The following is a 20,187-nucleotide window of genomic DNA, read 5'->3' as shown; positions in this document are numbered from 1 at the left end:
CCCGCCCACCCCGGTGGCTCACGCGGAGGACTCCAGGGCGTACTCCGCCGAGGCCGACTCCAGCACGCTGACGGCATGGGCGACGGAGGCGAGCGTCGCGTGCCGGTGCCAGCCCTCGAAGGACCTGCCGACGAAACCGCGCAGCCCGACCTGCTCACCGATGACCGCCTCGTCCCGCTCGACCCGGCGGGCGAGCTTGGCCAGCCGCAGCAGCTTGCCGGGGGGCGCGGTGAGATCGGTCAGCCAGAAGTCCGTCGGCCAGGCCCGGTTGTCGCTCCACTCACCGAGCAGGGTCAGCGTCCGGCGGCCGTTGACGTACGGGCCGGCCCACGCCTGGTGCGGCTGCGCGCCCGGCCGGTACTGGTCGGGCCGGCTCAGCGGACGCCCCTGCGGCAGCCGCAGGCGCTGCACCCGCAGGGCCGCGACCCGGGTCGTCCGGGCCCGCCCCTCGATCGGGTCCCACCACTGCACCGGTCGCAGCAGGGTCCGCGCCGCGGCTGCACTCACCAGCCCCTGCGCGGAGCCGCGTTGGCCGACCCGCTCGGGCAGCGCGGAGTCGGCGGCGGTCAGCAGCGCGGTGGGCCCGACCCTCGCCAGGAAGGGCACCCCGGCCGCCGTGCAGGCCACCAGCACCGCGGCCGTCTCCTCCTCGCCGACCTCCAGCACCACCGGCCGCCGGGGCAGCCCCCAGCTCTCCGCGACCTCCAGCACGACCCGGCTCGCGCACTCCCCCGGGGTGTTCTCGCCCAGCCGCTCGGGGATCTTCGCGCGGCTGCGCCGAGCGCGGTCATCCAGCCAGCCCGCCGGGAGGTGCAGATTCCAGTTGACCGGGCTGGACGCCTCGCGCGAGGCGAGCCAGAGCCCGTACGCCTGCTGACTGTTGACCATCCGGCCGGATTCGGGGTCGACCCGGCGCGCCACCCCGACGGTGTGCTCACCGGCCTTGGGCACCACCATCGAGCGCAGCACCCAGGCGGACGGGGCCACCATCAACTGCAGGTGCCGGGCCAGGGCTTCGCGCACCGGGCGCCAGTCCCAGGTCGAGCTGCTGATGAAGTGGTGCATGCTCTGCCCCTCGCCGCCGGGGCCGAGTTGCAGCGCGATGTTGCGCATCGACTTCCGCCCCTCCGCCAGCAGCAGACCGCGCGCATACCGCTCACCCTTGGCGCGCTGGTCGCTGCGCTGCATCGAGACGAACACCTCGTCGCAGAGCGCGCTCAGCGCATCGCCGGGCTCGGCGACCGAGGCGGCCGAGGCGCTCGCGGGCCGGGCGGCGGTGCCGTTGGCCGGCCCGTCGAGGGGGTGCGGACGGCTGCGGCGAACCAGACCTGTGCTCATGGGGAGTCCTACCTTCTTCTCTCGGTCCGACAGCCGTCGTTCGGGCGGGCTTTCCTGGGGGCACCGGCCAGGAGGAATCGGCCAGTTATTTATTGTAGTGAGCACATCAATATGGCAATTTCGCGAACTCAGCTGCTGCGCAGACGAGTTGTGCGGATCGCTCAGCCCCAGAGTTCGGCCGGTCCTGTCGCGTCGATCTCGGCCCCGGCGGCGGCCGGAATGCCGAGCAGCAGCAGGACGGCGTTCGCGGTGCTGTGGTGCACGGAGGCCGGCACCCCGGGGTCGGCCCAGCCGTTCGGCAGTGGAGCCGGGAGCGGGACGGTGTCCACCCACACCTCGGCGAGCGAGCCGAGCCGGGGCGGCGCGGCGCCCGCGAGCAGAATCAGCCGACCGCCCCGGCAGGCCGTCGCCAGCACGTCGAGCAGCGCCGTCCGGAGCTGCACCCGCTCCTCGGCGGCCCGCCCCTCGTCCACCGGCGCGGGGAGGAGGTTGACGAGTACGTCGAGCCGGCCGAGATCCTGGGTGACGTCGGCCAACAGCTGTTCCATGCTGCCCCGGTCGGCCGGGTCCACCTGGTAGGGCAGTGCGGTCAGACCGAGGCCGCTGAGCTCCTTGCTGAGGTACGCCGCGCTGCCGCCGTCCGAGACGGTGACGATCGCGACGCGGGCGCCTGCCGCCGACAGGCGGCTGCTGACGATCCTCCCGGGCCCGCTCGCCCCGTCGATGACGAGGGCGGTGAGCTCGGCGAGGGGCGGGTTGACGGACACAGGTGGTGCTCCGATCAAGTCTGTCGTTGTGGGGCACGGACAGCGACACGTCCGCTTCGAGTCTGTCCGAAGTGGGCCGCCGACAAAGGCGATCGGTGAACGGCAGAGCGGTCGAGTGAGGTCACCGACCGAGCACCGGCGCACTGCCGCGCCACCTTTCGCCCTTTCGCCCTGGAACAGCACCTACTGGAGGTCACTTCAGCTCTGTCCAGGCCGAGTTGAACCAGAAGGCGCCCGTCTCCGTGCTCCGGGCGAGCGGCCGTCCACAGCACGAGCATCCGGACCGGGGGGCACGACAGCCATGGCGAAACTCCTTGGTCCCATGAGTCCACCGGAGCAAATGCCCCGCGTACTGACGGTCTTGGCCCCGCTCCGCAGACTCCTCACAACAAGAGAACCACTGCGGATGGCGACTGTCCGCGTCCTGCCTCGTCAAGAACCTGCCGCGCAGGCTCCTGCCAAACAGATCGCAACGCCCCGATCGCCGCCCGCATTCGAGTGATGGCTGAATGTTCGATTAGTGGTAGCCAGGCGCTCGGCCTATCCCGCTAAAGTAAGGGCCTGCGCAGTGACGTTTGCGGAACTGGGGGATTCCAGATGTCCGACGGTGCTGAACTGGACCAGAGATCGCTCGCCGTCTACCGGGCGGTACTGCTGCACCGGGACACGGACAGCACCGCCCTGGCCAAACGGCTGGACCTCCCCGAGGAGCAGGTGCGGGAGGCCGTCTCACTACTGATCGGCCTGGCCCTGCTCGCCCCTTCCTGGGAACATCCTGGACAACTCCGCGCGGTCAGCCCGACGCTCGGCCTGGAAGTTCTGCTCCAGCGCGAGCAAAGGGAGTTGGCGCAACGGCAGCACCGGATCGAGCAGAACCGCGCCGCCCTGGCCTCACTCGCCGCCGAGTACACGGCGCAGAGCCAGGCCGGAGGCCTCGAAGACACGGAATTACTTCGCGGGATCGACCAGATCCGCACCCGGCTCGAGGCACTGGCCGAGAGTTGTGTGCACGAGTCGCTGGCCTTCCATCCCGACGGCGCACTCCCGGTGGAATCCATCGAAGCTGGAAGACCGCTGAACGAAAGGGCACTTGCCAGAGGCGCGCGCTTCCGCACGGTCTACCTGGACAGCATCGCCCGGGACCGGGCGACCAGGGAATACGCGAAATGGATGGCCGAGCGCGGAAGTGAGATCCGTACCTCGCCGACCCTGCCGATGCGACTCCTCGTCATCGATGGCACGACGGCAGTGGTGGCCGGCCCCAAGCAGTACCAGCAGCCAACGGCCTTGATCCTGCACAGTCTTGTGGTCGTGCAGGCCATGCGGGCGCTGTTCGAGGCGTACTGGGAGCACTCGACTCCCATGGGCCAGCCGGTGGTTCCGGTGGCAGGCGGGCTCACCCCGCAGGAGCGGGAGCTGCTGCGGCTGCTCGCCTCAGGCCTCACCGACGATGCCGTGGCCCGCGCACTGGGGATAGGCGTGCGTACCGAGCGGCGGATCGTCGCCGAGCTGATGGAGCGGCTGGAGGCGTCCAGCCGGTTCGAGGCCGGGGTCAAGGCCGCACGGCTGAACTGGATCTGAACCCCCTCGCACCCCTGCCGGGCAGGGTTTGCGAAGTCGCGCGTGCGGTCAGGCCGCGAGCGGCGGCGCCGGGACGGTCGGCGCGGGCGTGGTCGGCGCGATCGTCCCGGGCCAGACGAAGTCGACCGGCACGACGCCGCCCGGAGCGGGCCAGACGAAGTCCGTGTGCAGCGCGACCTGGGCGGGAGCCGCCGGGACGGCTGCTGCGGACGGCGCGCTGGCAAGCCCGATCTGGAAGGCACCGAGCAGAGCGGCGGCGGAGACGAAGCCTACGGCGATACGGCGGTCAAGAGACATGGCGATACTCCAAGTCGACGCAGGACGGCTGAAGTTCGAGGAGACCGGCGAATTCTTTGTCAGGTTCTCCGGCGTGCAACCAGGACACCACCGCAAGCACCACCGTGTCCGCATCCGGAGCGGCCAGGAAGCTGCCCCGCAGAATCCTGCCAAGGCGCCCCTGAAGCCCGGCCCGCCGCGCCCGCGCACCCCGCCGCGCGGATAGCTGCTGAGCAGGGCCGATGCACCGTACGCGCAGCGAAGTCAGCCGACCCCGAGTTCGTCCCGCCGTGGCGGATTCGCACCGGCCCGGGAGACCGTCACGGCCGCGGCCCGCGCGGCGTGGGTGAGCACCGCTGTGGCGGTGGAGGCGTCGACACCGGCGAGCGCCGCACGCCCCCGGGCGCCCAACAGGCTTCGCGCGTCCAGCGCGTCCAGCGTCGCGGCCATGAAGGAGTCACCCGCGCCGACACTGTCCACCGCTTCGACCGGCGCAGCGGGGACGGCCACCCCGGCGCCGCCCCGCAGGTACCCCTGCGCGCCGTCCGCTCCCCTGGTCAGCAGCACGACGGCCGGGCCCAGGGTGAGCCAGTGCGCGGCCACCTCGGCGAGCGGGCGGCCCGGGTAGAGCCAGTCGACGTCCTCGTCGCTGGCCTTGACCACGTCGCTCAGCGCGACGCACTCCTCGACCCGGGCGCGGGCCGGCTCCCGCTGCCCCAGCAGCGCGGGGCGGATGTTCGGGTCGTAACTGACCGACGCCGCCGCACGCAGCTGGCGCACCACGGCCAGCGCGGCCGTAGCCCCGGGCGCCAACAGCGCTGCGACGGAACCGAGATGCACATGCCCGGCGCTGCGACCGAGGTCGGCCCGGCGCAGCGTCCAACGGACGTCCAGCGCGTAGGTGGGCCGCCCCGCCGCGTCCAGCGTGACGACCGCCGACGGAGTCCGGAACCCGGCCCCGCCACCGTCGACGACCACCTCGACCCCCGCCGAGCGCAGGTGCGCACCGATCAGCTCACCCGCCGGGTCGTCCCCCAACTGCGTGAGCAGCCTGACGCGGTGCCCGAGCCGGCCGAGCCCGAAGGCGACATTCGCGGGGCTGCCCCCGGCATGCGTCACATCGGCCTCGCCGGGCGTACGGACGATGTCCGCGACACTCTCGCCGACCACCAGGAAGTCCGTCATACCCGCCAGACTCCCACAGTTGATCTCCCTGTCTCAGACCGCCCGCTCGGCCGCTTCGGACTGCGGCTGCGCGTCCTGGGGCTGCGGCTGCGGCTGCGGCTGCACCGGCATCGGAATCGGCATCGGGGCGGGGGCCGGGGCCGACTTGCGGGCGGCCTGCGCCCGGAAGAAGTTGATGACCATCACGACCGGCAGGATGAAGGCCTTGAAGAAGATGATGTAGCTGCCGCCCTCGAAGATGAACCCGAGGTACACGGCGTAGCCGACGAACCCGACCCCGGCCACCATGTTGAAGATGCGCCAACCAACGCTGAGGGCACGGGAGTTGGAGATGCCGATGGCCAGCATCGCGACGCCGCTGACGAACAGCAGGACGACGTACCAGGAGAAGAGCGGCTCGGCCGAGAAGTCGAGGTTCACAGAGTTACCCACATAAAGATCAGATAAGCATTCAACGGTGGACCCGCGAACCGTAGTGCACTCCGTCACCCCGCGTCACTCCGATTTCCCGCCCGGCCTCCCGGACGGCCGCTCAGACGGCCGGGCCGAGGGTGACCGCGTACCCGGTGCCGGTCGGGTCGGGGGCGCGACCGGGGGTGGCGGGGTGCAGTCGTCCGGTGTCGTCGACGGTGAGGAGCAGGTCGTGGCCCGGCTCCAGCGGGGTGCGGGCGGGCCGGACCTCGATCACCGCTCCGGAGAGGTAGCGCGAGGTCAGAACCGCCCCGGAGAGCAGCGGGCCGAAGAGGATCCCGCCGCTCATGAACGGCGCCACCACGCCCTGGCCCTCCTCGCGTTCGGCGAGGCGGTAGACCTCGGGGCCGTCCTCGCTCCGGAGCAGCGTCGCGGCGAGCGCGTTGAAGTCGTCCTCGTCGGTGAGCAGCAGTACGCAGGTGATCCCCTCCAGCTCCGCGCCCTCCCCGGCCGCGGTCGCCAGCAGCTCCCCCTGGGCCAGTTCGAGCCCGGCCGCCTTGATCCGCTTGCGCTGCTCCGGCGCACCGGCCCACATCAGTACCTCCAGGCCCAACCCCTTCAATGCGCGCCCGAGTTCGACCGCCCAGGGTTCGCCGCCGACCAGCAGTGGCCGGGAGCGGGAGGGGCGTTCCACCCCGAGCCGACGGGCGACCGGCACTGCGGTGAACCCGTACACGACCACCGTCGCGACGATCACCACGAAGGTCGCGGGAAGGATGCGCTCCGCGCCGCCGATGCCCTTCTCGGCGAGCCCGGCCGAGAAGGTGGAGGCAGTCGAGGCGGCCACGATGCCGCGCGGCGCCATCCAGCCGAGGAAGCCCCGCTCGCCAAGGGAGAGCTCGCCACCGTGGGTGGAGAGCGCGGCGACCAGCGGCCGCGCGGCCAGCACCAGCACCGCCGTCAGAGCCAGCGCGGGCAGCACGACGTGCCGCAGGGAGGCGGGGGTGACGGTCGCGGAGATCGACACGAACAGCACGCCGATGATCAGTGACACCAGCGTCTCGAAGAACGGTCGGCGGACGGCCAGGTCGAGGCCCGGGAGGGTGGCCATCGCGACGCCCATCACGATCGCCGCGATCAGCCCGGAGTCGTCGCGCAGCAGGTTGCACCCGGCGGCGACGCCGATCACCGTCGCCAGCTGCGCCGTGGTGCCGAGGATCTCGCCGAGCCCGACCCGGCGCAGCAGAAGCCACAGCACGGCCGCGCCGAGCGCCCCGCCGGCGATCCCGACCCCCGCGCTGCCCAGGATCTGCCCGGCGGCCGCCCCGAAGCTGACCCGGTGGCCGGACTCCAGGGCCGCGAACACCAGCGCGCCGAGGACGCCGCCGACCCCGTCGATCAGCGAGCCCTCCCAGATCAGGATGCGGCGCAGCCCCTCGCCCGGCCGGACGAAGTTCAGCAGCGGCCCGACGACGGTCGGCCCGGAGACGATCAGGATCACCCCGAGCATCGCGGCGGCCTTGGCGGAGATGCCCAGCAGCGGCGCGGCCACCAGGGCGGCGATCGGCCAGGTGACGAGCGTCCCGATCCAGATCAGCCGGACGACGGTACGCCGCGCGTCGCCGGTCAGCCGCCGGACGTCGAGCTCCAGCCCGGCGTCGTAGAGGATGACCGCCACCGCCAGCGACACCAGCGGCGAGAACGCCGGCCCGAGCAGCCGGTCCGGGTGGACGTCGTCGGTGATCGCCCCGGCGACGAAGCCCACCGGCAGCAGCAGGACGATCCCCGGCAGCCGGAGCCGCCCTGCGACGACCTGCGACCCCACAGCGAGGACGACGATCAGCGCGACCCCGCCGAGGATCTGATCGGACGTCATGGCGTTGCTCATCCCCCAAGCCTGGCCGGTGAAGATCCATCAGGCGCGCCGGACGGCCGTTCGGGTGAACGCGGACCCACCGCCACCCGTCCGACCGTATGCTCGAATCGATTGACTATTTGTCCGCATTTACCCCGAAAGGTGGTTGTGCCCGTGCCAGGTAGCCTCACGATCGACACGGTCGGCCCCGTGGACGTCGCGGTGGTCGCGTTCGACGGCAACCGGTTCAACGGTGACGTCGCCCCCGCCATCCGCGAGCTGCAGGAGAACGGCACCGTACGCATCCTCGACCTCACCTTCGTCCGCAAGGAGCCGGACGGCTCGGTGGCCGTCGTCGAGCTCGCCGACACGGATGTCGCCGAGGCCTTCCAGCGCGTCACGGGATCGGACTTCGACCTGCTGAGCGACGAGGACCTGCAGACGGTCGGCGAGAGCCTGGAGCCCGGCTCCGCCGCCCTGGTGGTCGCCTGGGAGAACGCCTGGGCGGCCCGTCTCACGGCGGCTGTCCGCGACTCCCGGGGGCAGCTGGTCATGCTGGAGCGCATCCCGCGCGACCACGTGGTGCGCGCCATCGCCGCACTGGACGAGGAGTAGGAGTCACCATGCGTCGACGGATGGGACGGCCGGGGCTGCTCGGCACCATGGCCCGCACGGCGGTGATCGCCGGGACGGCCACTGCGGTCTCCGGCGGGATGCAGCGCAACGCCGCCGAGCGCAACGCGCAACAGCAACAGGCCGCCGAGGCCCAGCAACAACAGCTGGTCGACCAGGCCGCCGCTCAGGTCGCCGGCCGACAGGCCGCCACCCCCGCGGCCGCCCCGGCGCAGGACCGGATCGGCCAACTCGGCGCACTGGCCGACCTCAAGGCCCAGGGCATCCTCACCGACGAGGAGTTCGCCCGCGAGAAGGCCCGGCTCCTGGCCTCCTGACACCCCCCAACACGTACAGACCGACCCGCGCCCCGAAGGAGCTCACGGTGTCGAACTACCCCATGCTCGATCTGTTCTGGACCATGCTGGAGTTCTTCCTCTGGCTCCTCTGGCTCTTCCTGCTCTTCAAGATCATCAGCGACATCTTCCGCAGCCACGACATGAGCGGCTGGGGCAAGGCCGGGTGGATGATCCTGGTCATCCTGCTGCCGTTCATCGGCGTCCTCGCGTACGTCATCGTCCGTGGCCACTCCATGGGCCGACGCGACCAGGAACAGGCGGAGAAGGCCGACGCCGCGTTCAAACAGTACGTCCGCGAGGCCGCCGCACCCTCGGGAGCCGGGGCGGGCTCCGGCGGTGCGCCGTCCCGTGCCGACGAGCTGGTCAAGCTCGCCGACCTCAGGGCGAGCGGGGCACTCACCGAGGAGGAGTTCCAGCAGGCGAAGACCAAACTGCTCGCCTGACCACCGCAGGGGCAGCCGGGGCCGTACGCACGAACGTACGGCCCCGGCTCACGCGTCCGGGGTCAGGTGCTGACGGCCGGCGATCTGCTCGAAGATCAGGTTGGTGCGGGTCTGGGCCACCGCCGAGTGGGTGGTGAGGTGGTCCACCACGAAGTCCCGCAGGGCGTCCGGGTCCGCGAGGGCGACGTGGAGCAGGTAGTCGTCGGAGCCGGCCATGTGGAACACCGCGACGACGCCCGGCATGTCGGGGGCGGCGGCGCGGAAGCTCTCGTTCTGCTCGCGGGTGTGGGCCCGCAGCCGGACGGAGATCATCGCCTGCAGCGGCAGCCCGATCGCGGCTGGGGCGATCTCGGCCCGGAAGGCGCGGATGACCCCGCGCTCACGCAGCGCGCGGACGCGGGCCAGACAGGTCGAGGGGGCGATGCCCACCGCGTCGGCCAGCGCGTTGTTCGGCGTGCGGGCGTTGTCGGCGAGGATGCGCAGGATCGCCCGGTCGACGTCGTCGAGCGGCACCCGCCGGGCTTGAGGATTGTTCGGCACGGCGCCCACACTCCCTGCTCGCACCGACGATCCGCAAGGTTTTCTGCCCATATTCCGAATGTTCTGCCAGCTACTTCCCCTTCAGGCGCCACAGGTTCCATCCTGACTCCCGATCGGATCGGCCATCGCCAACCCACCGGACGTACCCGGCGGGTCCTCCGACCCACCGAACCGGGAGAGCTGTGCCATGAGCCGAACCGACACCCTGACCGTCCAGGTCGGCCACGACGAACCGGCCTGCCCGGACGTCTCGCACTTCGAACTCCCCGCCGGTGGGCTGGACGACGAGCAGCGCCTGAGCGCCCTCGACACGATGGACGCGTACCTGACGAGCAAGCGCCGGTACCTGCTCGGCTACCAGGCCACCCAGGAGATGGGCGGCAGCGCCTTCGACCTCGGCCGCTTCATGCAGCACAACATCAACAACCTCGGTGACCCGTTCCAGAGCGGGGGCTACAAGCCCAACACCAAGGTCGTCGAGCATGCGGTGCTCGACTACTACGCCGCTCTCTGGCACGCCAAGGGCCCGTACGACCCGGCCGACCCCGAGTCGTACTGGGGGTACGTGCTGTCCATGGGCTCGACCGAGGGCAACATGTACGCGCTCTGGAACGCCCGGGACTACCTGAGCGGCAAGGCGCTGATCCAGCAGCCGACCGGGCCGACCGGCGCCCTGCGCTACGTCCCCGCCGCACCGGGCCCGTCCGAGCCGGGCAACCCGAACGCCCACCGGCCGGTGGCGTTCTACTCCGAGGACACCCACTACTCGTTCGCCAAGGCCGTCCACGTCCTGGGCGTCGAGACCTTCCAGGCCGTCGGCGCGGAGCAGTACCCGGACGAGTGCCCGCTGGTCGGGCCCGCGGGCGAGCCGGGCGAGTGGCCCGCCGAGGTGCCGTCCCGGCGCGGCCCCTCGGGGCACTCCTCGGACGGCACCGGCGAGATAGACGTCGACGCGCTCGCGGTGCTGGTGGAGTTCTTCGCCGCCAAGGGCCACCCGATCTTCGTCAGCCTCAACCTCGGCAGCACCTTCAAGGGCGCCCACGACGACGTCCGGCAGGTCTGCGAGCGGCTGCTGCCGATCTTCGAGCGACACGGCCTGATCCAGGGCGGCGCCGGCCTGCGCCGCCGGTTCTGGATCCACGTGGACGGCGCCCTGGGCGCGGGCTACGCGCCCTTCGTCCGGATGGCCGCCGCGGACCCGGCCCGGTTCGGCTGGAGCCCCGACGTCAGCCTGCCGGAGTTCGACTTCGGCATCACGCTGCCCACCCGGGAGTTCGGCGACGTCGACATGGTGTCCTCCATCGCCATGAGCGGCCACAAGTGGCCCGGCGCACCCTGGCCGTGCGGCATCTACATGACCAAGGTCAAGTACCAGATCGCACCGCCGACCCAGCCCGAGTACATCGGGGCCCCCGACACCACCTTCGCCGGATCGCGCAACGGCTTCTCCCCGCTGATCCTCTGGGACCACCTCTCCCGCCACTCCTACCAGGACCAGGCCGACCGCATCCGCAGGTCCCAGGAGCTCGCCGCCTACCTGGAGCACCAACTCCGCGCCCTGGAACAGCAGAAGGGCATCGACCTCTGGCCGGCCCGCACCCCGGGCGCCATCACCGTACGCTTCCGCAAGCCCAGCCCCGAGGTGGTGGCCAAGTGGTCACTCTCCTCCCAGGACGTCCTGCTCGTCCCGGGCGACGAGAGCACCCGGCGCAGCTACGTCCACGTCTTCCTGATGTCCTCGGTCGACCGCTCCAAGTTGGACGCACTCCTGGAAGACCTCGGCAACGACCCCGTCATCCTCGCCCCGGCCCTCCCCCAGCCCGCCTGACCACCCCCGAGACCCGTTCCCGCACCAGGTCGACCCCCACGATCTCGACCAGCGTCTCCGCACCCACCTCGGCGACCACGCCCTCCACCTCGACCTCCACCTCGATCCCGGCGAGCTCCGCCCCCGAGCGGATCTCCCCGACCGCGAGCCCACGCAGGAGTCCCCACGCCTGGTCGCCCGGCGTGGGGTCGGTCCGCCAGCGGGCGCGCAACACCCCGTCGGAGTCGGGCAGTACGGCGGTGAGCAGCGGGTTGCGATCGTCCAGGCAACACGAGATCAGGGCAGCGGACCGGGCCCCGGCGGCCAGCTCGGCCAGGTCTGCGGGCTCCAGCTCCTCGGTGTCCACGCTGTTGATCCGGCCTTGCCTGTCCTCCCAGACCAGCTCGGCCGGCTCGTCCTGGGGAAGGCCGGCCAGCACTGCGGCGACGTCGGCTCTCAGGTCGGGCCACACGGAGAGCATGGCCCGCGGCGCGAGGCCGGCCCGCACTGCTTCCAGCGTGTCAGGCGCCAACCGGTGCCACCGGGTGGCGTTGTAGACGTAGCCCTCCTCCAGGAGCAGCGTCCGGTCGAGCAGCAGGTGGCGCAGCCGGGCCCAGAAGGTCTCGTCGGCCGGGCGCTGCTCGCCCGGCTCGCCGGGCTCCTCGGGCGCGTAGGGGGAGACGCTCAGCGGCTCGGGGAAGAGGCCGAGCGCCCGGGTCCGCTCCACCGCCCCAGGGCACGGCACCCGGCTGCCCAGGTACATGTACAGGTCCCACCCGATGTGGACCTCGAACCGGCCGGCTGCCTCCAGCCGGCAGTAGAACCCGGCCCCGCGCAGCATCCCGCGCACCACCTCCACGGCGACCGCGAGCGGGATCTCCTCGCCGTCGTGGTACGGGGATGGCGCGTGCGGCTCCCGAACGGCCAGCCGGGTCACCCCACTCGCGCGCGCGAACTCCTCGACCGCACACAGATACGCGGCCTCCACCGGACCGCAGTCGCTCTCGCTGTCCTCGGCCCCGACGTAGCAGCCGCGCTCGTCACGGTCGGCCGGGTCGTACTTGGTCACTCGGTACACGTACTCCACCGGTCTCACGCTATCCCCGCCGGTCAATTCCCCAGTGCCTACGGCCCGGTGACCCCCCTGCTGCGAGCACGCTCCGCAACCGGCCTCCCGCCACTCCGGGCGGCTCGGCGCCGCACCAACGCCCGGCCGCCCCACACCGCGAACCCCGCCGCGACCACTGCGACGACCACGGACCCCGGCACCCCGAGCCACTCCAGCAACAGCCGCAGAGCACCGCCGAACATGCACTTCACCAGCAGCGCGAATGCCTTTTCCATGCGCGCACCCTAGCCAGCCCCACCCCGATGATCCACACCAGCCCGCCGCGCCAGATCTGCGCCACACCGGCAACAACCTCGCGCCCCAGAACGGCGCGAGCACCCGTGAGCTGATGCCCCGGATGGGGCACGGGAGGACTGGCAGCCCGAAACGGCAGAGGCCCAGGTCCGATGGGGATTTCCCCTTCGACCTGGGCCTCTTTGCGTTCTGCGGGCTGAGCCCCCTGTCGGGTTCGAACCGACGACCCCCGCTTTACAAGAGCGGTGCTCTGGCCAACTGAGCTAAGGAGGCACGGTGATCGTCCGCAGCGGACCACGGCGACACCGAGGGGCAGTCTACCGGGACCTGGTGGGGTGGTGTCTGCAGATATCGCCCAGTGATCGTCGGGGTGTGCGAGTGGGTTGTGACCGGAACGATGCCGAAATCGGGGGGCCACGGGGCTGACAAGCGGAGCAGCGGAAAGGTAGCGTCGCCGGGAGTCGGCTTGTCGAGTGGTTCAGACCACTGGGTGGGCCGGCCAGGACATCACCCACCTTTACTCGGATCGTCCGGCACGTTCCTGCCGGTGAAGGAGAGTTCAGCCATGGCTTCTGTCACGTTCGACAAGGCGACCCGTCTCTACCCGGGCGGCACCAAGCCCGCCGTCGATGCCCTTGAGCTGCACGTCGAGGACGGCGAGTTCCTCGTCCTCGTCGGCCCCTCGGGCTGCGGCAAGTCGACCAGCCTCCGCATGCTGGCCGGCCTGGAGGACGTCAACGGTGGCGCCATCCGGATCGGCGACCGCGACGTCACGCACCTGCCGCCGAAGGACCGGGACATCGCGATGGTGTTCCAGAACTACGCGCTCTACCCGCACATGACCGTCGCGGACAACATGGGCTTCGCGCTCAAGATCGCGGGCGTCAACAAGGCCGAGATCCGCACGAAGGTCGAAGAGGCCGCGAAGATCCTCGACCTCACCGACTACCTGGACCGCAAGCCGAAGGCGCTCTCCGGCGGCCAGCGCCAGCGTGTCGCGATGGGCCGCGCGATCGTCCGTGAGCCGCAGGTCTTCCTGATGGACGAGCCGCTCTCCAACCTGGACGCCAAGCTCCGCGTCTCGACGCGTACCCAGATCGCGAGCCTCCAGCGCCGCCTGGGCATCACCACGGTCTACGTCACCCACGACCAGGTCGAGGCCATGACCATGGGCGACCGGGTCGCGGTGCTCAAGGACGGTCTGCTGCAGCAGGTCGACAGCCCGCGCAACATGTACGACCGCCCCGCCAACCTCTTCGTGGCCGGCTTCATCGGCTCGCCCGCGATGAACCTGGTCGAGGTGCCGCTGGTCGACGGCGGGGTGAAGTTCGGCGGCTCGGTCATCAACATCTCCCGTGAGGAGCTGTCCGGCGCCGGCACCGACAAGCACGTCACCGTCGGTATCCGCCCGGAGCACTTCGAGATCGTCCCGGCGGGCGGCATCGAGGGCGTCGCCGTCACCGTGAACGTGGTCGAGGAGCTCGGCGCGGACGGCTTCGTCTACGGCTCCACCAAGATCGGTGGCGAGGACAAGGAGATCGTCGTGCGCGTGCACGGCCGTCAGATCCCGCAGAAGGGCGAGACGATCCACGTCGTCCCGACCGGCGGCGAGACCCACGTCTTCTCCAGCACCACGGGCGCCCGCCTCAGCGCCTGAGCCGCCTGAACCGCCGAGCCGTCCAGGACCACCCGCGAGCCCCTGCCGACCACCGTCGGCGGGGGCTCGCGCACGTGGTCACGCGCCCCCGCGTGCGCCGCTGCGTCAACACCGTGACGGGACGAACCGGGACACGACTCACTCGTTGGTGTAACGGAGTGCATTCACGGCCCCACCCACCGCTACGCTCCTGAGCGTGAACCAGCTCGTACGCCGCATCGGCCAGACCGTTGCCCTCACCCTGCCCGTGATCCTGGTGACCACCGGCACGCTCGCGGTCACCCGTGTCCCCTGGGCACCGCCGACCGCACTCGACCAGCAGGTCGTCGCCGCCTCAAGCGGGGACGGCACGATCGGCCGCACCAACACGCCGAGCAACACACAGGGCCTCGCCCCTCAGGACGCGCTCCGCGTCGACCTGATGGACGAGCTGCGCGACCACAACCCGGGCACCGCGCTCGACCTGCTGGAGCGCACCATGCGGGAGAAGCCCGCCCTCACCCCGTACTGCAGCGGGCTCGCCGCCGAACTTGGCCGGGCCGCCGTCCGCAAGTACCAGGGCGACACCCAGCGGGCCCGGTCGTTCGCCCGACCGGTCTGCGACGGCGCCTTCGCCTCCGGCGTGGTGGGCTGACCGACACACCCGACGGGGGGTGCCGAGGCGGCGCCGTGGACAGCAAGCCGCCCCGGTGCCCCGGCGAGGACCCTATTGTTCTTGCTATGACCGACTCCACGAGCCCGAGCCAGGGTCCGAGCAGCAGCCCCAGCAGCAGCCCGAGCCCGACTGCGGGCCCGACGCCCACCCGCCCGACCACGGCGCCTGCCGTCACGCAGGCGGTGATCCTGGCGGGCGGCCAGGGGTCCAGGCTGCGCCCGTACACCGACGACCGGCCGAAGCCGCTCGTCGAGATCCCCGGCACCGGCATCCCGATCGTCGGGCACCAGCTCGCCTGGCTCGCCGCCGAAGGGGTCACCGACGCCGTGATCTCCTGCGGCCATCTGGCCGAGGTGCTCCAGGAGTGGCTCGACAAGGCCGACCTGCCGCTCAACGTCCGCACGGTGGTGGAGACGGAGCCGCTCGGCCGTGGCGGCGGGCTCAAGTACGCCTCGCAGGCGCTGCCCCGCCCGGACGAGCCCTGGTACGCCACCAACGGCGACATCTGGACGCGCTTCAGCCTCCGCGACATGGCCGCCTTCCACCACGAGCGTGACGCGATCGCGACGCTCGCCCTGGCCCGGCCCAGGATCCCGTGGGGCGCCGTGGAGACCGATCAGTTCGGCAACGTGCTGGACTTCATCGAGGCCCCGCCCTCGCCGTTCCTGATCAACGCCGGCCTGTACGTCTTCGGCCCCGGCTTCCGCGAGCTGCTGCCGGACGTCGGCGACCACGAGCGCACCACCTTCCCCCAGCTCGCCCGCAACAAGCAGCTGGCCGGCTACCAGCTCCCGCAGGGCATCTACTGGCGCGCGATCGACACCGCGAAGGACCTCACCGAGGCCGCCAAGGAGCTCGCCTCCGGCGCAGGCCGCGCCACGGTCGCGTAGTCCGCGAACGCGTAACCCGGAAGGCAGCCAGCACGGCACAGCGAAGGGGCGTGAGGCTCGGCCTCACGCCCCTCAGCCGTGCGCGGCCCCGCCGCTATACCGTGCCGCTGCCGCTGTGCTGCGCTGCGGGCTCGGCCGCCAGGCCGAGCAGGGGGGCGCCCAGCACTCCACCGATCAGGCCGGGGGTGCCGGTCGAGGACGGCGGCTTGGGCGCCGTCGTACCGGACGTACCGCCGTGGCCGGTGCTGCTGCCGGTGGAGCCGGACCCTGCGGTGCCCGCGGTGCTGCCGGCCGGGCTCTGGGAGGCCTTGGTGCTGGCGTGCGGCTTGGCGCTGCCCTTCGACGCGCTCGGGCTCGGCGAGGCCGCCGGGGAGGGCGGCGTGCTGGCCGCCGGCGAGGGGGCGGTGCTCGCGCCCGATGAGGGTGCCGCGCCGTTGCCGGGCCAGACCGGGGAGCCGTAGTCGGTCGGCGGCTTGACCGGAGCGGTGTGGCTCCGGCCGCCCGTACGGACCGCCGCGCCCAGCATCGAGCCGCTCAGCATGGTCAGGCCGACCACGATGGTGGTGACCACCGCGCCGCGTCGCAGCACCCGGCGCCGCAGCGCAGTGGGAGCTGCGGAACCGTATCGCCGCCAGGCTTCGAGGGCGATCCGGCCGTCCAGCGAGCCGAACGGGGCTCCGGCGATCAGCAGCGGGCTCCAGGCCGCCAGGAAGATCAGGTCGGGAGTGTCGTAGACCGGCACCGACCGCCAGCTGACGGTGAAGAGCAGCGCGGCCGAGAGCGCCATCGCCGCACCGGCGGCGACCCGCTGCCAGAGGCCGAGGATCGACAGCACGCCGACCACCACCTCGGTGAAGGCGACGCCGAGCCCGGCCCCGACGGGGTGGGCCATCGCGAGGTCGAGCAGCGGCTGGGCGACCCGCCAGGGGTGCAGCGAGCCGAGCCAGCGCATCATCGACCCGCGGTCGCCGCCATCGAAGTACACCGGGTCGCAGAGCTTGCTGAACCCGGCGTAGACCGAGAGCGAGCCGAGCACGACGCGCAGCGGGAGCAGCACCAGGCCCAGGTCGACCTTCCGGCCGGGGTACCAGGCGTGCTTGGAGTCGCCGGCGCCCACCGCCGACACCTCGGGCAGTTCACCGCTCGGCGACCAGGGCTCGGCGGCCGGCACGTGCACCGGTACGGGGGTCGTCGGCGGCCCGGACTGCCGGGGCACGGCCTGGCCGAGCGACGGCAGCTGCTGGGTGTCCTCGGCCGCGACCGAGGCGGCAGCCGAACCCGCACCCGACGCCAGGCCCGACATGGCGCCCGCCGGGGCGGGCACGGTGTTGAGCCGGACGGCTTCGAGCAGTTGGGTGGCCGCGAGGTCGCCGGGGGCGGCCTGACCCGTCCAGGTGACGGCGGTGACCCTGCCCTTGCGGCGCGGCACGCCGCCCGCCGCTCCGGAGACCACGGAGCCACCGGACACACCGGCCAGCGCGGGCAGTTGGGTGCTGCTGACCACGACCCCCGGGGTGACCAGCGGCCGGGAGGCGAAGCTCTGCATGGCGTACGGGTCGCCGAAGGCGGCACCTGCCGGAGCGTCGATCAGCGGTGCCACGGGGGTGGCCAGTCTGATCCGGAAGCTTGCCTGGGTGCTGCTGAGCTTGGCCGGGTCGGACGGCACCTTGACCGTGTTGAGGGCGGGGTCGGAGTCTATTCCCGACGCGCCGCCGCGCCCGGGGCGCCGAGGTGTTCTGGTGTCCACACCCGTCTAACCGGGTGACGGCCGGTTAGGACACTCTCCCGGGTGGATTCCTGGCGCACATTGAAGTGATCATGAGCAAACCGACCGAGCCTGACCGGGCCCGACCAGGCCCGACCGGTTCACCCACACATCGTTACGCCTTGGCGCGCAGCCGAGCGGCCTCGTACAGCACGATGCCCGCCGCGACACCGGCGTTCAGCGACTCCGTGGTGCCCGGCATCGGGATCCGCACCCGCATGTCGCAGGTCTCCGCGACGAGCCGGGAGAGGCCCTTGCCCTCCGAACCCGCGACGATGACGACGGGCCCGGCCAGCAGGTCCAGGTCGCCGATCTCGGCCTCGCCGTCGGCGGCCAGGCCGACGACCATCAGACCGGCCTTCTGGTACGCCTCCAGCGTGCGCGTCATGTTGGTGGCACGGGCGACGGGGAGGCGGGCGGCGGCGCCGGAGGAGGTCTTCCAGGCACCGGCGGTCATACCGGCCGCGCGGCGCTCGGGGATGACCACGCCGTGCGCGCCGAAGGCGGCGGCGGAGCGGACGACGGCGCCGAGGTTGCGCGAGTCGGTGACACCGTCCAGCGCGATGATCAGCGCGGGCTCGCTGTTGTCGGCGGCGTCGACGAGCAGGTCGTCCGGGTGCGCGTACTCGTACGGCGGCACCTGGAGCACCAGGCCCTGGTGGTTCATCTGGCCGGTCATGTTGTCCAGCTGGACGCGCGGCGCCTCCATCAGCGGCACGCCGCGCTCGGTGGCCGCCTGCAGGGCCTCCCGGGTGCGGTCGTCGGTGTCGATGAACTGCTGGACGTACAGCGCGGTCGCGGGCACGCCGCCGCGCAGCGCCTCGACCACCGAGTTGCGGCCGAAGACCAGCTCGGCCGCACCGGCACCGCCACGGCCACCACGGCCACCGGCCCCGGCCCGGCGCATGCCGGCGCGCGACTTGGCGTCCATCTCGCGCTTGACGACCGCGTTGGCCTGCCGCTGCTTGACGTGGCCCTTGCGGGCGGAGGCGGGCGGGGTCGGGCCCTTGCCCTGGAGTGCCTTCCGGCTGTGGCCGCCGGTCCCGACACTCGCGCCCTTCTTCGATCCGGGGTTGCGTGCGTTCCTGCGTGCGCTGTTGCCGGCCATGCCTGTACTTCCTGTCTGTCCGTCACACCCGACGACCGGACGGCCTCAGGCATGCTCTGTGTCATGCGGGTGGGCCGCACCTCGCCGGTACGGCCCACCCTCACCCCAGCGTCGTGCGGGGTTACTGGTTGTCTTTCGCCCACGGCCGCGACGGCCGTGGGCACCAACGGCTGCTAGCCGTTGAGCGTCCAGCGCGAGCCGGACGGGGTGTCCTCGATCACCAGCCCGGCCAGCGTGAGCTGGTCCCGGATGGCGTCCGAGGTGGCGAAGTCCTTGCGAGCCCGAGCGGCCTGCCGCTGCTCCAGCACAAGCTGAACGAGCGAATCCACCACTCCGTGGAGGTCGTCGCCCTTGCCGGCTCCGGCCCACATCTCGTCGAGCGGGTCGAGGCCCAGCACTCCGAGCATCGCACGGACCTCGGCCAGACGCGCTACCGCGTTCTCCTTGTCGTCCGCCGTCAGCGCACTGTTGCCCTGCCGGACGGCGGTGTGGACGATCGCGAGGGCCTGCGGCACCCCGAGGTCGTCGTCCATCGCCTCGGCGAACGCCAGCGGCACCTCGGGCGCCGCGTCGACCGGCCCGCAGATCTCGGTCACCCGCTGGATGAAGCCCTCGATCCGGGCGAAGCCGGTCTCGGCCTCGCGCACCGACTCCTCGCTGTACTCGATCATCGAGCGGTAGTGCGGGCCCGCCAGGTAGTAGCGGAGCACGATCGGACGCCAGCGCTGCACCATCTCGGAGATCAGCACCGAGTTGCCGAGCGACTTGCTCATCTTCTCGCCACTCATGGTGACCCAGGCGTTGTGCACCCAGAAGTTCGCGAAGTCGTCGCCGAAGGCCTTCGACTGCGCGATCTCGTTCTCGTGGTGCGGGAAGATCAGGTCCAGCCCGCCGCCGTGGATGTCGAAGGCGCTGCCGAGGTACTTGTGCACCATCGCCGAGCACTCCAGGTGCCAGCCCGGACGGCCCCGGCCCCACGGCGTCTCCCAGCTCGGCTCGCCCGGCTTCGAGCGCTTCCACATCGCGAAGTCGCGCGGGTCGCGCTTGCCGGTCTCGCCGACACTCTCCGGCTGCTGGAGGTTCTCCAGCTTCTGGTTGGAGAGCGCGAGGTACTCGGGGTAGGTGGTGACGGCGAAGTAGACGTTGCCCTCGGACTCGTACGCGTGGCCCTTCTCGATGAGCGTGCGCATCATCTCGATCATCTCGGGCACGTGTCCGGTGGCGCGCGGCTCCACCGAGGCGGGCAGGCAGCCGAGCTGCGAGTAGCCCTGGTTGAAGGCGCGCTCGTTGGTGTAGGCGATCTCGTACCAGGGGACGCCGGTCTCGCGCTCCTTGGCGATCACCTTGTCGTCGATGTCCGTGACGTTGCGGACGAACGTGACGTGGTAACCGCGGTAACCGAACCACCGACGCATGACGTCGAAGTTGAGGTTGGACCGGATGTGCCCGATGTGCGGTGCCGCCTGGACGGTCGCGCCACACAGGTACATCGAGACACAACCCGGTACAAGCGGGACGAAGTCGCGTACCTGGCGGGTGCTGGTGTCGTACAGGCGAAGGCTCACAGCGTCAAGC

At 71.5% G+C, this 20,187-nt stretch carries 20 protein-coding genes, 1 tRNA gene and 1 pseudogene; 9 read left to right on the top strand and 13 right to left on the bottom strand.

The window, feature by feature from the left end; translation table 11 throughout:
* Window positions 1–18 precede the first annotated feature (18 nt).
* Together ACR68M_RS19740 and ACR68M_RS19735 are read right to left on the bottom strand one after the other, a co-directional pair.
* A complete protein-coding gene (locus tag ACR68M_RS19740) occupies window positions 19–1,338 on the bottom strand; it encodes an IS701 family transposase (protein ID WP_441245430.1) in 1,320 nt (439 codons plus the stop codon).
* Between the two features lie 161 nt (window positions 1,339–1,499).
* Window positions 1,500–2,105: an SDR family NAD(P)-dependent oxidoreductase gene (locus ACR68M_RS19735; RefSeq protein ID WP_441245429.1), complete on the bottom strand. Its 606-nt coding sequence runs from the start codon at window positions 2,103–2,105 to the stop codon at window positions 1,500–1,502.
* 597 nt (window positions 2,106–2,702) lie between these two features.
* Here ACR68M_RS19735 and ACR68M_RS19730 point away from each other — a divergent pair.
* Window positions 2,703–3,686, top strand: a complete 984-nt coding sequence (locus tag ACR68M_RS19730; RefSeq protein WP_441245428.1) for a LuxR C-terminal-related transcriptional regulator — start codon at window positions 2,703–2,705, stop codon at window positions 3,684–3,686.
* 48 nt (window positions 3,687–3,734) lie between these two features.
* On the opposite strand, the gene ACR68M_RS19725 is transcribed toward ACR68M_RS19730, so the two are convergent.
* The 4 genes from ACR68M_RS19725 to ACR68M_RS19710 form a co-directional block, all read right to left on the bottom strand.
* Window positions 3,735–3,983 carry a hypothetical protein gene (locus ACR68M_RS19725; RefSeq protein ID WP_441245427.1) on the bottom strand — a complete coding sequence of 83 codons (249 nt, stop codon included), beginning with the start codon at window positions 3,981–3,983 and terminating at the stop codon, window positions 3,735–3,737.
* A 243-nt stretch (window positions 3,984–4,226) separates the two neighbouring features.
* A complete protein-coding gene (locus tag ACR68M_RS19720; protein ID WP_441251653.1) occupies window positions 4,227–5,156 on the bottom strand; it encodes a carbohydrate kinase family protein in 930 nt (309 codons plus the stop codon).
* A 24-nt stretch (window positions 5,157–5,180) separates the two neighbouring features.
* Window positions 5,181–5,579 (bottom strand): hypothetical protein, encoded by a 399-nt coding sequence (locus ACR68M_RS19715; protein WP_441245426.1) that lies wholly within the window; start codon window positions 5,577–5,579, stop codon window positions 5,181–5,183.
* A 100-nt stretch (window positions 5,580–5,679) separates the two neighbouring features.
* Window positions 5,680–7,434: a cation:proton antiporter gene (locus ACR68M_RS19710; RefSeq protein WP_441245425.1), complete on the bottom strand. Its 1,755-nt coding sequence runs from the start codon at window positions 7,432–7,434 to the stop codon at window positions 5,680–5,682.
* A 153-nt stretch (window positions 7,435–7,587) separates the two neighbouring features.
* On the opposite strand from ACR68M_RS19710, the gene ACR68M_RS19705 reads away from it, so the two are divergent.
* From ACR68M_RS19705 to ACR68M_RS19695, 3 genes are read left to right on the top strand one after another with little or no spacing between them, the layout of a single operon-like run.
* The gene (locus ACR68M_RS19705; protein WP_441245424.1) at window positions 7,588–8,028 is read left to right on the top strand and encodes a DUF6325 family protein; all 441 of its coding nucleotides are present in this window, start codon (window positions 7,588–7,590) and stop codon (window positions 8,026–8,028) included.
* Between the two features lie 8 nt (window positions 8,029–8,036).
* A complete protein-coding gene (locus tag ACR68M_RS19700) occupies window positions 8,037–8,363 on the top strand; it encodes an SHOCT domain-containing protein (protein ID WP_441245423.1) in 327 nt (108 codons plus the stop codon).
* Between the two features lie 47 nt (window positions 8,364–8,410).
* Window positions 8,411–8,827 (top strand): SHOCT domain-containing protein, encoded by a 417-nt coding sequence (locus ACR68M_RS19695; protein ID WP_441245422.1) that lies wholly within the window; start codon window positions 8,411–8,413, stop codon window positions 8,825–8,827.
* Between the two features lie 48 nt (window positions 8,828–8,875).
* Here the strand turns inward: ACR68M_RS19695 and ACR68M_RS19690 are convergent, their stop codons facing one another.
* The gene (locus tag ACR68M_RS19690; RefSeq protein ID WP_441245421.1) at window positions 8,876–9,367 is read right to left on the bottom strand and encodes an Lrp/AsnC family transcriptional regulator; all 492 of its coding nucleotides are present in this window, start codon (window positions 9,365–9,367) and stop codon (window positions 8,876–8,878) included.
* Window positions 9,368–9,554: 187 nt separating this feature from the next.
* Between ACR68M_RS19690 and ACR68M_RS19685 the strand changes: the two genes are divergently transcribed.
* On the top strand, window positions 9,555–11,195 hold the full coding sequence (locus ACR68M_RS19685; protein ID WP_441245420.1) for a pyridoxal-dependent decarboxylase: 1,641 nt from the start codon (window positions 9,555–9,557) through the stop codon (window positions 11,193–11,195).
* On the opposite strand, the gene ACR68M_RS19680 is transcribed toward ACR68M_RS19685, so the two are convergent.
* Both ACR68M_RS19680 and ACR68M_RS19675 read right to left on the bottom strand, forming a co-directional pair.
* Window positions 11,161–12,261 carry an RNA-binding protein gene (locus tag ACR68M_RS19680; protein WP_441245419.1) on the bottom strand — a complete coding sequence of 367 codons (1,101 nt, stop codon included), beginning with the start codon at window positions 12,259–12,261 and terminating at the stop codon, window positions 11,161–11,163. The genes ACR68M_RS19685 and ACR68M_RS19680 overlap by 35 nt on opposite strands.
* Before the next feature lie 38 nt (window positions 12,262–12,299).
* Complete coding sequence (locus tag ACR68M_RS19675; protein ID WP_441245418.1) at window positions 12,300–12,518, bottom strand: hypothetical protein; 219 nt, start codon at window positions 12,516–12,518, stop codon at window positions 12,300–12,302.
* A gap of 53 nt (window positions 12,519–12,571) precedes the next feature.
* On the opposite strand from ACR68M_RS19675, the pseudogene ACR68M_RS19670 reads away from it, so the two are divergent.
* A pseudogene (locus tag ACR68M_RS19670) lies at window positions 12,572–12,649 on the top strand (tyrosine-type recombinase/integrase); the annotation flags it as partial.
* Window positions 12,650–12,736: 87 nt separating this feature from the next.
* Here ACR68M_RS19670 and ACR68M_RS19665 read toward each other — a convergent pair.
* Window positions 12,737–12,810: transfer RNA gene (locus tag ACR68M_RS19665), tRNA-Thr, on the bottom strand.
* Window positions 12,811–13,102: 292 nt separating this feature from the next.
* On the opposite strand from ACR68M_RS19665, the gene ACR68M_RS19660 reads away from it, so the two are divergent.
* From ACR68M_RS19660 to ACR68M_RS19650, 3 genes are all read left to right on the top strand, one after another.
* Window positions 13,103–14,194, top strand: a complete 1,092-nt coding sequence (locus ACR68M_RS19660; RefSeq protein ID WP_441245417.1) for an ABC transporter ATP-binding protein — start codon at window positions 13,103–13,105, stop codon at window positions 14,192–14,194.
* A gap of 196 nt (window positions 14,195–14,390) precedes the next feature.
* A complete protein-coding gene (locus tag ACR68M_RS19655; RefSeq protein ID WP_441245416.1) occupies window positions 14,391–14,828 on the top strand; it encodes a hypothetical protein in 438 nt (145 codons plus the stop codon).
* A gap of 86 nt (window positions 14,829–14,914) precedes the next feature.
* The gene (locus ACR68M_RS19650; RefSeq protein WP_441245415.1) at window positions 14,915–15,739 is read left to right on the top strand and encodes a nucleotidyltransferase family protein; all 825 of its coding nucleotides are present in this window, start codon (window positions 14,915–14,917) and stop codon (window positions 15,737–15,739) included.
* A 94-nt stretch (window positions 15,740–15,833) separates the two neighbouring features.
* On the opposite strand, the gene ACR68M_RS19645 is transcribed toward ACR68M_RS19650, so the two are convergent.
* The 3 genes from ACR68M_RS19645 to cysS all read right to left on the bottom strand — a co-directional run bounded on the left by ACR68M_RS19645 (window position 15,834) and on the right by cysS (window position 20,177).
* Entirely contained in the window at window positions 15,834–17,486 is a 1,653-nt protein-coding gene (locus ACR68M_RS19645) for a DoxX family membrane protein (protein ID WP_441245414.1), read from the bottom strand.
* A 133-nt stretch (window positions 17,487–17,619) separates the two neighbouring features.
* A complete protein-coding gene (rlmB, locus tag ACR68M_RS19640; RefSeq protein ID WP_441245413.1) occupies window positions 17,620–18,612 on the bottom strand; it encodes a 23S rRNA (guanosine(2251)-2'-O)-methyltransferase RlmB in 993 nt (330 codons plus the stop codon).
* A 173-nt stretch (window positions 18,613–18,785) separates the two neighbouring features.
* Window positions 18,786–20,177 carry a cysteine--tRNA ligase gene (cysS, locus tag ACR68M_RS19635; RefSeq protein WP_441245412.1) on the bottom strand — a complete coding sequence of 464 codons (1,392 nt, stop codon included), beginning with the start codon at window positions 20,175–20,177 and terminating at the stop codon, window positions 18,786–18,788.
* Window positions 20,178–20,187: the final 10 nt, after the last annotated feature.

The organism is Kitasatospora sp. McL0602, from assembly GCF_052076145.1.
Classification (GTDB): Bacteria; Actinomycetota; Actinomycetes; order Streptomycetales; family Streptomycetaceae; genus Kitasatospora.
Note: the sequence above shows the minus strand (reverse complement) of the source record. Positions and strands in the feature narration are given on the sequence as shown.